The organism is Burkholderia sp. SIMBA_051, assembly GCF_046534915.1.
Taxonomy (GTDB): Bacteria; Pseudomonadota; Gammaproteobacteria; order Burkholderiales; family Burkholderiaceae; genus Burkholderia; species Burkholderia ambifaria.
On record NZ_JAWRXS010000004.1, the window covers coordinates 518,806 to 531,547 of the forward strand.

The 12,742-nt window shown below is 69.4% G+C and carries 10 protein-coding genes; 2 read left to right on the plus strand and 8 right to left on the minus strand.

What is annotated here, in order from left to right; genetic code table 11:
- Window positions 1-56 precede the first annotated feature (56 nt).
- On the plus strand, window positions 57-1,262 hold the full coding sequence (locus SB771_RS12795; RefSeq protein ID WP_175661780.1) for an MFS transporter: 1,206 nt from the start codon (window positions 57-59) through the stop codon (window positions 1,260-1,262).
- Window positions 1,263-1,382: 120 nt separating this feature from the next.
- Here SB771_RS12795 and SB771_RS12800 read toward each other — a convergent pair whose 3' ends face one another.
- Genes SB771_RS12800 through SB771_RS12810 form a run of 3 tightly spaced genes read right to left on the minus strand, consistent with a single transcriptional unit; the run spans window position 1,383 to window position 5,043 of the window.
- Window positions 1,383-2,405 (minus strand): histone deacetylase family protein, encoded by a 1,023-nt coding sequence (locus SB771_RS12800; RefSeq protein WP_175661779.1) that lies wholly within the window; start codon window positions 2,403-2,405, stop codon window positions 1,383-1,385.
- Between the two features lie 25 nt (window positions 2,406-2,430).
- A complete protein-coding gene (locus SB771_RS12805) occupies window positions 2,431-3,702 on the minus strand; it encodes a Zn-dependent hydrolase (protein WP_175661778.1) in 1,272 nt (423 codons plus the stop codon).
- A 30-nt stretch (window positions 3,703-3,732) separates the two neighbouring features.
- Window positions 3,733-5,043: an MFS transporter gene (locus tag SB771_RS12810; RefSeq protein WP_011656463.1), complete on the minus strand. Its 1,311-nt coding sequence runs from the start codon at window positions 5,041-5,043 to the stop codon at window positions 3,733-3,735.
- A gap of 183 nt (window positions 5,044-5,226) precedes the next feature.
- On the opposite strand from SB771_RS12810, the gene SB771_RS12815 reads away from it, so the two are divergent.
- Window positions 5,227-6,183, plus strand: a complete 957-nt coding sequence (locus SB771_RS12815) for a LysR family transcriptional regulator (protein WP_011656462.1) — start codon at window positions 5,227-5,229, stop codon at window positions 6,181-6,183.
- A gap of 251 nt (window positions 6,184-6,434) precedes the next feature.
- Here the strand turns inward: SB771_RS12815 and SB771_RS12820 are convergent, their stop codons facing one another.
- From SB771_RS12820 to SB771_RS12840, 5 genes are all read right to left on the minus strand, one after another.
- Window positions 6,435-7,865, minus strand: coding sequence for a purine-cytosine permease family protein (locus tag SB771_RS12820; RefSeq protein ID WP_175661777.1), 1,431 nt, complete (start codon window positions 7,863-7,865; stop codon window positions 6,435-6,437).
- Between the two features lie 264 nt (window positions 7,866-8,129).
- Window positions 8,130-8,807 carry an SOS response-associated peptidase family protein gene (locus tag SB771_RS12825; protein WP_175661776.1) on the minus strand — a complete coding sequence of 226 codons (678 nt, stop codon included), beginning with the start codon at window positions 8,805-8,807 and terminating at the stop codon, window positions 8,130-8,132.
- A 304-nt stretch (window positions 8,808-9,111) separates the two neighbouring features.
- Complete coding sequence (locus SB771_RS12830; RefSeq protein ID WP_175661775.1) at window positions 9,112-9,741, minus strand: NAD(P)H-binding protein; 630 nt, start codon at window positions 9,739-9,741, stop codon at window positions 9,112-9,114.
- A 266-nt stretch (window positions 9,742-10,007) separates the two neighbouring features.
- A complete protein-coding gene (gene lpdA, locus SB771_RS12835) occupies window positions 10,008-11,399 on the minus strand; it encodes a dihydrolipoyl dehydrogenase (protein WP_175661774.1) in 1,392 nt (463 codons plus the stop codon).
- A gap of 5 nt (window positions 11,400-11,404) precedes the next feature.
- On the minus strand, window positions 11,405-12,742 hold the full coding sequence (locus SB771_RS12840; protein WP_175661773.1) for a dihydrolipoamide acetyltransferase family protein: 1,338 nt from the start codon (window positions 12,740-12,742) through the stop codon (window positions 11,405-11,407).

Sequence of the window (12,742 nt, forward strand, 5' to 3'; positions counted from 1 at the left end):
TTCACCCTGTCCACAACGGCCGATGCCGTTGCCCCATGCTTACAGGAGCGCATCGCGTGAACCCCACGACTTCTTCTCCTTCCCGCCCGGGCGGCAGCGCCGCGCTGCCGCTGCTGGCGCTCGCCGCCGGCGCGTTCGGCATCGGCACGACCGAGTTCTCGCCGATGGGCCTGCTGCCCGTGATCGCCGACGGCGTACACGTGTCGATTCCGCAGGCCGGCATGCTGATCAGCGCGTATGCGATCGGCGTGATGGTCGGCGCGCCGCTGATGACGCTGCTGCTCGCGCGCTGGTCGCGCCGCTCGGCGCTGATCGCACTGATGTCGATCTTCACGATCGGCAACCTGCTGTCGGCCATCGCGCCGGACTACACGACGCTGCTGCTCGCACGACTCGTCACGAGCCTCAACCACGGCGCGTTCTTCGGGCTCGGCTCGGTGGTCGCGGCCGGCCTCGTGCCGCGTGAACGGCAGGCCAGCGCGGTCGCGACGATGTTCATGGGCCTCACGATCGCGAACGTCGGCGGCGTGCCGGCCGCGACCTGGCTCGGCCAGATGATCGGCTGGCGCATGTCGTTCGCGGCCACCGCCGCGCTCGGCCTGATCGCGATCGCCGGTCTGTTCGCCGCGCTGCCGAAGGGCGAGGCCGGCAAGATGCCGAACCTGCGTGCCGAACTGTCGGTGCTCACGCGCCCCGTCGTGCTCGGTGCGCTCGCGACCACGGTGCTCGGCGCCGGCGCGATGTTCACGCTCTACACGTACGTCGCCCCGACGCTCGAACACCTGACCGGCGCGACGCCCGGCTTCGTGACCGCGATGCTCGTGCTGATCGGCGTCGGCTTCTCGATCGGCAACATCGCCGGCGGCCGCCTCGCCGACCGCTCGCTCGACGCCACGCTGATCGGCTTCCTGGTGCTGCTGATCGTGACGATGGCCGGGTTCCCGCTGCTCGCCCGCACGCATGTCGGCGCGGCGGCCACGCTGCTGGTGTGGGGTGTCGCGACGTTCGCGGTGGTCCCGCCGCTGCAGATGCGCGTGATGCGTGCCGCACACGAAGCGCCGGGCCTCGCGTCGGCCGTCAACATCGGCGCGTTCAACCTCGGCAATGCGCTCGGCGCGGCAGCCGGCGGCGCGGCGATCTCGGCCGGCTTCGGCTACGCAGCCGTGCCGCTCGTCGGCGGGCTGATCGCCGCGGCCGGGCTCGCGCTGGTCGCGCTCCAAAGGATGCAACGCCGCCGCGCGCCGGTCGCCGCGAACTCGTAAGCGCACCGCGATCCGCAGGGTGCCGATACGCGGCACCCCAATTGAACAACGCCCGCGCCGGAATGCCGACGCGGGCGTTGTCGCTGACGGGCCGCGCATCGCGGCCGCCGGGTCGACGTATCAGCGCGCGGCGGCGAACCCGCCGAAGAACGCTCGTGCGTTCGCATCGAGGCTCTCGAGGTGATAGCCGCCCTCCTGGACGATCACCGTCGGCAAGCCGAGCGCGCCGATCGCGCCGCCGAGCCGGCCGAACCCGTCGGTCGTGACGGCCACCTGCGATTGCGGGTCGTCCTTGTAGATGTCGAAGCCGAGCGCGAGCACGAGCGCCTCCGGCTGGAACCGCGCGAGCGCGCGCAGCGCATCGTCGAGCCGCTCGAAGAAAGTCGACTCGGGTGCACCGTGCGGCATCGGCAGGTTCAGGTTGTAGCCGTCGCCGGGCCCGGCGCCCGTCTCTTCCTCGTAGCCGGCAACGACCGGATAGAAATTGGTCGGGTCGCCGTGGATCGATACGTACAGCACGTCGTCGCGGCCGTAGAAGATCTCCTGCACGCCCTGCCCGTGATGCATGTCGGTATCGAGGATCGCGACGCGTTGATGGCGACCGAGCAGCGCCTGCGCGGCGATCGCCGCGTTGTTCAGGTAGCAGAAGCCGCCGGCCGCATCGCGGCGGGCGTGATGGCCGGGCGGGCGACACAGCGCGTACGCGTCGCGCGCGCCGTCATTGACGTCCGCCGCGGCCGCGAGCGCGCTCTGGGCTGACCAGTACGCGGCGCGCCACGTGTTCGCACCGACCGGGCAACTGCCGTCGGCGAGATAGCGCGCGGCTTTCGCGAGCACGCCGCGCAGCGGGTTCGGATCGCGCACGAACACGTTCGACATCACTTCGTCGCCCCAGTCGTCGGGCATCCGTTTCCAGTCGCCGTGCGCTTCCTCCAGAAAGCGCAGGTAGTTCATGTCGTGCACGGCCGCGATCGGCGCGGTGCCGCGGTCGGCCGGCTCGCGCACGTCGAAGTCGAGCGAGCGCACTGCCGCGACCAGCCGCGCCGCGCGCTCGGGCACTTCCTGCGGCTCGCGCATCCTGCCGCGCGACAGGTAGGTGCGCGGATGGTGCAGCAACTGTTCGGGGTGGAAATAGGTTTTCATCGTCGGTCCTCGTCGATTCGTCGCGTCATGCATCGTGCGCGGCTGCCGCTGCAGCCACGCGCGTCGCGACGCCCGCCCGCGCGAGCACCGCGTTGAGCAGCACGTTCGTGCCGCGCGTCACGTCGTCGGGCAGCGCGTCCTCGGCCTCGTTGTGCGACAGCCCGTCGACGCACGGGATGAACACCATCGCGGTCGGCACGCAGCGCGCGAGCACGATCGCATCGTGACCGGCGCCGCTGACGATCCGTTCGTTCGTATAACCAAATGCCTCCGCCGCCTGCGCAGCCAGGTCGACGCAGCCGCGGTCGAACGGCGTCGCGGGGCTGCGCCAGCAGGTATCGATCGCAACCTGCACGCCGCGCGCGGCGGCCACGCGTGCGCATGCGTCGCGCAGCGCGCGCTCCATCGCATCGACTTGCGCATCGTCGTGATGGCGCAGGTCGACGGTGAACGTCACGTCGCCGGCGATCGTGTTGCGCGACGCGTTGCGGATGCCGACCTGCCCGATCGTCGCAAGCCCACGCGGCGCGTAGCCGGCAACGATGCGTTCCAGTTCGAGCGCCATCTGCGCGCTCGCGAAATACGCGTCCTTGCGATACGGCATCGGCGTCGTGCCCGCATGCGCGGCCACGCCCGTCACGCGCACATCGAGCCAGCGGATCGCCTGCCCGCCCGTGACGATGCCGATCGTCGTGCCGTTCGCCTCGAGCACGGGCCCCTGTTCGATATGCGCTTCGAAATACGCGTCGACCGCGCCGCCCGGCGCACGCGTGCCGCGACACCCGCATGCGTCCAGCGCGGCGCCGAGCGTGATGCCGTCGGCGTCCTGCTTCGCGAGCGCGTCGTCGAGCGGCAGCGCGCCCGTGAACACGGCCGAGCCGAGCATCGCCGGCGCGAAACGCGCGCCCTCCTCGTTGGTCCACGACACGATCTCGAGCGGCTTGCCGGTCACGATGCCCGCATCGTTCAGCGTGCGCACGACTTCGAGCCCGGCGAGCACGCCGTACACGCCGTCGAAGCGCCCGCCTTCGGGCTGCGTGTCGAGATGGCTGCCGACCAGCACCGGCGCGGCCTGCGCATCGGCGCCGTCGCGCCGCGCGAACAGGTTGCCGACCGCGTCGACGCTTACCGTCATCCCCGCGTCGCGGCACCACTGCGCGAACAGATCGCGCCCGCGCCGGTCGTCGTCGGTCAGCGCGAGGCGTCGCACGCCGCCGCGCGGCGTCGCGCCGATGCGCGCCATGTCGGCCAGGCTCCGACACAAGCGGGCGCCGTCGATTTCCAACAGGTCTTTCATTTGCACTCCGATGAATTCGTTCGTCGAGGGTCAGTGCGAGCCGAGCGCTTCGGCCGCGGCCGGCCGGCCCGCGCGTCGCGCGTCGAGCGCGACGATGCAAAGCAGCGAGATGCCGGCGAGACACGTGTAGAACACCGCGAGCGGCCACCACTGGCCCGCGAAGCGATGCGCGAGCCAGGTGCCGACGAGCGGCGTCAGGCCGCCCGCGATCGCGCCGCACACCTGATACGCGAGCGAGATCGCCGAATAGCGCACGTGCGCGGGAAACACGCCGCTCACGAAGCCGGCGATCACCGAGTAGAAGCCGGCCATGCACACGACTGCGAGCGCGATGCCGGCGACGAGCGACCCGGACGTGCCGCCCTGCACGAGCATGAACATCGGGTACGGCGACAGCATCGCGAGCAGCGCGGCGATCTTCAGGAAGCGTGCGCCGCCGATACGCTCGGCGATCCACGCGGCGAGCGGCTGCGCGATGAACTGGATGATCGCGACCGCGAACAGGCTGTCGAGGATCAGCGAGCGCGACACGCCGACGTACTGCGTGGTGTACGCGATCATGAACGTATTGGTGAAATAGACGCCCGCGATCCCGATGGTGTTCGCGCCGATGCAGAGCAGCACGAGCCCCGACGCGGAGCGCAGCACTTCGGCCACCGGCAGCTTCACGGTGCGGTTCGCTTCCTTCACGCGCGCGAATTCCGGCGACTCGTTCACGCCGAGCCGGATCAGGATGCCGACGACGAGCAGCACCGAGCTCGCGAGAAACGGCAGGCGCCAGCCCCATGCGAGGAAATCGGCCTTGTCCATCGACGTGACCGCGCGAAACGCGACCAGCGACAGGATCAGCCCGGCCGGGCTGCCGAGCTGCGCGAACGACGCGAAGAACGTGCGGCGGCCCTGCGGCGCGTGTTCGCCCGCCATCAGCACCGCGCCGCCCCACTCGCCGCCGACGGCGATCCCCTGCACGACGCGCAGCACGATCAGCAGCACCGGCGCGAGCATGCCGACCTGCGAATAGTCGGGCAGCAGCCCGACGCACACGGTCGCGACGCCCATCATCATCAGCGTCGTCATCAGCGCCTTCTTGCGGCCGATGCGGTCGCCGAGGTGGCCGAACACGATGCCGCCGAGCGGGCGCGCGAAGAAGCCGACCGCGAATGTCGCGAACGACGCCATCGTGCTGACGAAGCGGTCATGCGACGGGAAATAGAGTTCGCCGAACACGAGCGCGGCGGCGGTCGCGTAGATGTAGAAGTCGTACCACTCGATCATCGTGCCGACGAACGCGGCCGTCGCGGCACGCGCCGGCTGGCGGGCGGAAGGAAGGGACTGGGTCATGCGGGCTCCTGACGCGCGCCGCGGCACGCGCAATATCGTGGTGGCCGGCCGTCTGTCGCGGCCTCGCGCCGCACGGTGCGGCGCCCCTCCTTTATCGGCGACCGCAAATCATTAGTCAAATTTCAAGTTATTATTCGGCGTATAAATTCAGCTAATGACTGATTCGATTCGAGCGGAGACCCGATGCGCGCCGACCTCACCCCCTTCCTCAACGACCGCCTCGACTGGAACCTGCTGCGCACCTACCTGGTGATCATGCAGGAGCGCAGCGTGAGCCGGGCGGCCGCGCGCCTGCACGTGACGCAGCCGGCCGTGAGCCAGGCGCTGCGGCGGCTGGAAGACACGCTGGAGCGCAAGCTGATCGAGCGGCGCGGCGCGCACTTCGCGCCCACTCCAGCGGGCGAAGCCGTGTACCGGATCGCGAGCGACATCTACGGCGGCGTGTCGCGGCTCGAAACGGAGCTCGACGACAGCACGGCCGATCTCACCGGTTCGATCCGGCTGCTGACGGTGAGCCGCATCGAGTCGCCCGTCTACGACGCATTCCTCGCCGACTTCCATCGCGCGTATCCGCGCATCGATCTGCAGATCGAAGTGATGCGCTCATCCGACATCCTGTCGTCGCTGCTGCAGAAGACGGCCACCGCCGGGCTCGGCCTGTGCCGCACGCCGCACGACAAGCTGGAGATGCGCTGCTTCCTGCGCCAGCGCTACGCGATCTACTGCGGCCGCCATCACCGGCTGTTCGGGCAGACGCAGTTGCGGATGGAGGATCTGCTCGCGGAGAACTTCGTGTCGTTCACGAGCGACCAGATCGGCGACAGCCTGTCGCCGCTCACCGTGTTTCGCGACCAAAAGGGCTTCACCGGGCGCATCGTCGCGTCGTCGCCGAGCCTCGAGGAAGTGCGGCGGCTGATCTTCGCCGGTTACGGGATCGGCTGCCTGCCCGAGCACATCGTGCGCGACGACATCGCGCAGCAACGGCTGTGGCGACTGCCGCCCGACGACGGCCTCGTCGACGTCGACGTGTTCCTGCTGTGGCATCGCGACCGCAAGATGAACGCGGCCGAGCACGCATTCCTCGACGCGATGGAGCGCTGCATGCAGCAGCACTCGCTCGCGGAACGGCTGGGGATGTAGGCGTTGGATTGCTCGCACACGCGAAAGGAGGGTCGCGGTCGCCGTCGCGTTCTTCGGCTACTACGCTGCGACGCGCGCCGCATGCTTGAGCGGAACGACGTCGGGCACGGTGGTCCGCCGTGCCGGCATCGTGGATCACGAAGGTGTGATGTGCAGCGCGGCTGCCGATGGCGCCGGATTCGGCGCGGCGAGCCGCTCAGGCCGGCGGAAAGCTGGCCCGACAAGCGACGCGATGCGTCACGCGTCACGCGTCAGTGGTGAACCTCGCCGCGCTCGAGCGGCAGGATCAGCCGCTCGGGGATGCTGCGTCGCGACGCACGCGCGCCGACGTAGTACAGCACGGCCGGCACGATGAGGCCGAGGATCCACGAGATGTCGGTGCCGCCGAGCGCATCGACGAGCGCGCCTGTATAGATGTGCGTCGACATGAACGGCACCTGCACCAGGATGCCGACCACGTAGATCGTGATCGCCATCACGTTCCAGCGGCCGTAGCGGCCATCCGGATCGGACAGCGCCGGCACGTCGTAGCGCGAGCGCGTGAAGCAGTAGTAGTCGACCAGGTTGATCGCGCTCCACGGCGTGAAGAACGCGAGCAGGAACAGGATGAACGCGGTGAATTCCTTCAGGAACGAATGACGGCCGGCCAGCGCGATCAGCGTCGACACGCAGATCATCCCGAAGATGTAGACGAGACGGCTGCGCGACGACACCGCGCCCTTGCCACGGAAACCGCTGACGATCGTCGCCATCGACATGAAGCTGCCGTACGCGTTGAGCGCGGTCACCGTCACCTTGCCGAACGCGATGCTGAAGTACAGCAGCGCGGCGACGGCCCCCGTCGAGCCGAGCCCGACGATGTACGACACCTCGTGGTGCGCGAACTGGCTGCCGGCCAGCGCGGCCGCGAACACGCCGAACACCATCGCGGCCTGCGCGCCGATCACCGAGCCGAGGCCGACCGCGACGAACGTGGCGACCGACGACGTCGAGCGCGGCAGGTAGCGCGAATAGTCGGCGACGTACGGGCCGAACGCGATCTGCCACGACGCGGACAACGACATCGACAGCAGGAAGCTCGCGAGCGAGAAGTGCCGGTTCGCGAGCAGCGCGCCGACGTCGTGGTTCGCGAACAGCTGCGTGAACATGTAGACGAACGCGATGATGCCGACCACGCTCGCGATCCGGCCGACGAAGTGGATCGCGCGATAGCCGAACACCGTCAGCACGACGATCACGGCCGCGAACAGCAGGATGCCGGCCGCGTCGTCGACGTGCAGCAGTTGCGCGACCGCCTGCCCGGCGAGCACCGAGCCGCTGGCGGAAAAGCCGATATACATCAGGCACACGAGCACGATCGGGATCATCGCGCCGTAGACGCCGAACTGCACGCGGCTCGAGATCATCTGCGGCAACCCGAGCTGCGGCCCCTGCGCGCCGTGCAGCGCCATCACCGCGCCGCCGACGAACTGGCCGAGCAGCAGCGCGACCAGCGACCAGAACACGTCGCCGCCGAGCACGACCGCGAGCGCCCCCGTGACGATGGCCGTGATCTGCATGTTCGCCGACAGCCACAGCGTGAACTGGCTCAGCAGCCCGCCGTGGCGTTCGGCGTCGGGAATGAAATCGATCGAGCGTACCTCGATCAGGCCGCCGGCTTTTCCATTGGGATTCGTTGACACGGGGAAATCTCCAAGATACTGAGGATCGCGAATGGTTCGGACGAGATGGGAAACGGCAAACTTGCCGGGGCGGCCGGTCGGCTCGCCGCGTGTGGCGCGCCGTGGATCGCCGACGTGCGCCGGCATTGCCAGCGGATATTCTTGTATATACAACTTGCGTGATATCGGTGATTTCCCGGGTGTTCGACGATTTATGAAACGTGTCGGAAAACGGCACGCGTCGGACCTGCGGAGTCGCCGGTCGCGCGTAGGAAAAATGAAAGCTCAGGTGCCGGCGGGCGACGCCGGCTCGGGCTCGGCCACCAGGTCGTCGGCGGGAAGGAGCGTCAGCAAGCGCCGCACGGCTTCGACGTCGCGTGCGTGCAGCCATGCGTCGTAGTCGTCGCGGCGCAGGATCACGACGCCCCGCTTCTCGTCGCCGGGCCGATGCATGCGCGCGAACACCGGGTGATCGTCGGCGTTGACCGTGAGCATCGTCATGCCGATTCGCTCGCGGCCGTCGGCGGTGACGAAGCTGCGCCAGATACCGGCGACGCAGCACGGCTGCCAGCCGTCGACGCCGATCCGGTGCCACACGTTGCGGCCCGTCTCGTAGCACGGCTCGAAGATCCAGCGCACCGGAATCAGGCACCGCTGGCCGTTGCGCCAGGCGGTGCTGTAGAGCCGTGACGAGCCAACCGTTTCCGCGCGCGCGTTCACCGTATCGAGCTTCTTGCGCTTGCGGCCGTTCTCGTCGACACGCGCGGGCTGCATGAACTTCGGCCAGAAGCCGAACACCGCGCTGACGACCGCGACGCCGTCGCCGTCGGCACGCGCTATGGGCGCCACGTAATCGGGATACACGTCGGGTTCCCACGGGTCGCGGCGAAACAGGTCGCCGATGCCGAGCTTCAGCTCGCTGATGCCCGGGTCTTCATCGGGGGCGCGGTAGTGAGTGCACACGGTTGGGCTGACGATGGACGCGATGTCTTCATCGTAGGTCAGCGGGCATGCCGTGTTTGTGCAATCGGTTGGTATGACGAAACAGTCTTACGCGTGCAGGTGGATCGGAGCGTCGATCGGTCATTGGTTCCACTTTTGCCGGCAGCAAGATGCGCGGGCTGCTCGCGAGCAAGCTGAGCCATGCGGTCGAATTCCAGCTTGCGGCGCTGGGCAACAGCGGCGGCGGCGAAACATAGCCGGCACGCACGTCGGTTCGTTCATCCTTGCCGGCCACGTGCGTCGGCAGCACGTCGCCCGCCCCGGTTCACGCGAGCCGTTCCGATCCGATGACATGCACGCCCGGGCGTGCATCGATCGCGGCATCGAGCAGCGCGCGGGCAATGCGCGGCGCGGGATTCATGCGCCACTTCGGCGGCAACAGCGGCCCGGCGGCACCGAGCGCCAGCGCCATCATCCGTTCGCCGAGCCGGAACTCGTCGCGACTGCCGCCGATCAGCCCCGGCCGCACGCAGGTAAGCGACGCGAACCCGATGCCAGCGAGCGCACGCTCGACCTCGCCCTTCACGCGGTTGTAGAAGATGCGCGACGCCGGGTCCGCGCCGAGCGCGGAATTCAGCACGTAGGTCGGCGTGCCGGACCGGTGCGCGAGGCGCGCAACCGCGAGCGGATAGTCGTGATCGACGCGGCGGAATGCGGCCTGCGAGCCCGCGACCCGCATCGTGGTGCCGAGCGTGCAGATCACCGCGTCGGCCTGCCACCAGTCGGCCGCCTCGGGCAGGTGATCGAAGTCGATCGTCAATGCGCGCATCTTCGGATGCGGCGACAACGGCCGGCGCGCGAGCACGACGACCTGGTCCACCCGCGCGTCGGCCAGCGCGAGGTCGAGGACGTGGCGCCCGACGAGTCCGGTCGCGCCGACGAGCAACAATTTCATGTGCAGTTGTCCGTGTATGGCCGGTGCAGAGCTGGCCGTGAGCGGCAGTCGTGCGACGCTGCACATCGCAATGCCGCATCGCGCCGGAGCCGCCCGTTCGAAGCCGATGAATCGGACGGGATACCGACACGATGAACGGTTCACGCGAGAGGGTCAACAACGACCCGCGAGCCGCGCATGCTCGAACGCGACCGCACCGGCCGCGCGGATCGGCGCCGCAGCCGGGCTTCGTCCGGCGAAGGATGACGACGGATGCCGCCGCGCGTTCACACGTGCAACGCGTGTCCCAGCGCGCGCAATGCCGCCTCCTGCATCGCTTCGCCGAGCGTCGGATGCGCGTGGATCGTGCCGCCGACGTCCTCGAGCCGCGCGCCCATCTCGAGCGACTGCGAGAACGCCGCGGCCAGTTCCGACACGCCGCGCCCGACCGCCTGCCAGCCGACGATCAGATGCGTGTCGCGCCGCGCGACGACGCGCACGAAACCGTCGGTCGCGTGCAGCGTCATCGCGCGCCCGTTCGCCGCGAACGGGAACGACGCGCTGATGCAGTCGACGCCGGCCGCCTTCGCGTCGTCGGGCGACCAGCCGGACGTGACGACCTCGGGATCGGTGAAGCACACGGCCGGGATCGACGCGGGCGTGAACTTGCGGCGCCGCCCCGCGATCAGCTCGGCCACCATCTCGCCCTGCGCCATCGCGCGATGCGCGAGCATTGGCTCGCCTGCGACGTCGCCGATCGCCCACACGTTGCGCATCGAGGTCCGGCATGCGTCGTCGATGCGCAGCGCGCGGCCGTTGCGATCGAGCGGCAACGCTTCGAGCCCGAAGCCGTCCACGCGCGGCCGGCGGCCGACCGCGACCAGCACGCGATCGGCCGGCAGCGTCTTCTGCGTGCCGTCGGGTGCGCGCACGCGCACCGCGCCGTCGCTCGCGAGCCCCAGCACCGTATGACCCAGCCACAAGCCGACGCCGAGCCGCGCGAGCGAATCGGCGACCGGCTTCGCGAGTTCCGCGTCGTACGCGGGCAGCACGCGCTCGGCCGCTTCGACGATGCTGACCTCGACGCCGAGCTTACGATAGACGGTCCCGAGTTCGAGCCCGATGTAGCCGGCGCCGACGACGACCAGCCGCGTCGGCAACGACGTGGGCGACAGTGCGTCGGTCGACGATACGACGTGCCCGCCGAACGGCATCGACGGCAGCGCGACCGGTTCCGAACCGGTCGCGAGCAACAGGTGTTCGCATGCGATGCGCGTCGTGTGGTCACCGGCGACGACATCGACCGTCTTGCCGTCGACGACGCGCGCGTCGCCCTGCAGCACGCGCACGCCGTGCTTCTTCAGCAGCGCGCCGACGCCGCGCGTGAGGCGCTCGACGATCCCGTCCTTCCACGCGACGCTTTTCGCGATGTCGATCTCCGGCGTGCGCACGCGAATCCCGAGCACGCCTTCGCCGGCCTGGGCGCACGCCTGCTCGAACGCGTCGGCGACATGGATCAGCGCCTTCGACGGAATGCAGCCGATGTTCAGGCACGTGCCGCCGAGCCGTTCGCGCTCGACGAGCACCGTCGGAATGCCGAGCTGCCCCGCGCGAATCGCGGCGACGTAACCGCCCGGACCGCCGCCGATCACGAGCAGCGTGGTGTGTTCGTTCGGCATCGCACTCACTCCACGAACAGCAGCGCCGGCCGCTCGAGCAACCCGCGCACGGCCTGGATGAATTCGGCCGCATCCGCGCCGTCGACGACGCGATGGTCGAACGACGACGACAGGTTCATCAGCTTGCGCGCGACGATCGCGCCGTCGCGGATCATCGGCCGCTCGACGATCCGGTTCACGCCGACGATGCCGACCTCCGGATGGTTGATGACCGGCGTCGACATGATGCCGCCGAGCGCGCCGAGGCTCGAGATCGTGATCGTCGAGCCGGTCAGCTCGTCGCGCTGCGCGCGGTTCGCGCGCACCGCGTCGGCGAGCCGCGCGACTTCCGCCGAGATCGACCACACGTCGCGCGCTTCCGCATGACGCAGCACCGGCACCGTGAGGCCGCTGTCCGTCTGCGTCGCGACACCCATGTGCACCGCGCCGTAACGCGTGACGACACCGGCTTCGTCGTCGTAGCGCGCGTTGATCTGCGGGAAGTCGCGCAGCGCGATCACCATCGCGCGGATCAGCAGCGGCAGCGGCGTGAGCCGGCCGCGCGCGTCGCCGTGGCGTCGGTTCAGCTCGCTGCGCAGCGATTCGAGCTCGGTGACGTCGATCTCCTCGACGTAGCTGAAGTGCGGAATGCGGCGCTTCGCTTCCTGCATCTTGCGCGCGATGGCGCGGCGCAGGCCGATCACCGGCACCTCCGTTTCATCGTTGCGCTCGTCGTAGCCGCGCGCTTGCGCGCCACCCGCCGCCGTGCCGCCCGTGCGTGCGTACGCATCGAGGTCCGCATGCAGGATCCGGCCGGCCTCGCCGGTGCCGCGCACGTAGCGCAGCTCGATGCCCATGTCCCAGGCGCGCTGGCGGACCGCCGGCGACGCGAGCGGCCGTTCGCCCGGCGCGAGCGCCGCGCGCGGCGGCGCCGCGTGTTCCGTGCGACGCGGCTCGGCCGGTGCACGCTCAGCGGTGTGTCGCGCTGCCTTCGACGCGTCGTGCGCTTCGGCTGCTTCGGTGACTTTCGACGACTTTGCAGGCGTGTCGACCGCCGCCGGCCGCGACCTCGCATCCGCTTCGGCATCGCGTGCCTTCGTGCCCGGCTTCAGGTTGCCGTTGCCTTCGACCTCGACACGAATCAGCTCGCTGCCGACCGCCATCATCTCGCCGATCCGACCGCCGAGCGCCAGCACCTTGCCCGCCACCGGCGACGGAATCTCCACCGCCGCCTTGTCGGTCATCACGTCGGCGAGCGGCTGGTCTTCCTTGATCGTCTGCCCGACTTCCACGTGCCACGCCACCAGCTCGACCTCGGCGATCCCTTCGCCGATATCCGGCATCTTGATCACATGAATCCCCAT

Excerpts from the sequence above, each read along its gene's own strand:
- SB771_RS12800 (WP_175661779.1), bottom strand. The coding sequence starts at position 2,405 with ATGAAAACCTATTTCCACCCCGAACAGTTGCTGCACCATCCGCGCACC.
- SB771_RS12805 (WP_175661778.1), bottom strand. The coding sequence starts at position 3,702 with ATGAAAGACCTGTTGGAAATCGACGGCGCCCGCTTGTGTCGGAGCCTG.
- SB771_RS12810 (WP_011656463.1), bottom strand. The coding sequence starts at position 5,043 with ATGACCCAGTCCCTTCCTTCCGCCCGCCAGCCGGCGCGTGCCGCGACG.
- SB771_RS12815 (WP_011656462.1), top strand. The coding sequence starts at position 5,227 with ATGCGCGCCGACCTCACCCCCTTCCTCAACGACCGCCTCGACTGGAAC.
- SB771_RS12830 (WP_175661775.1), bottom strand. The coding sequence starts at position 9,741 with ATGAAATTGTTGCTCGTCGGCGCGACCGGACTCGTCGGGCGCCACGTC.
- lpdA (WP_175661774.1), bottom strand. The coding sequence starts at position 11,399 with ATGCCGAACGAACACACCACGCTGCTCGTGATCGGCGGCGGTCCGGGC.
- SB771_RS12840 (WP_175661773.1), bottom strand. The coding sequence starts at position 12,742 with ATGGGGATTCATGTGATCAAGATGCCGGATATCGGCGAAGGGATCGCC.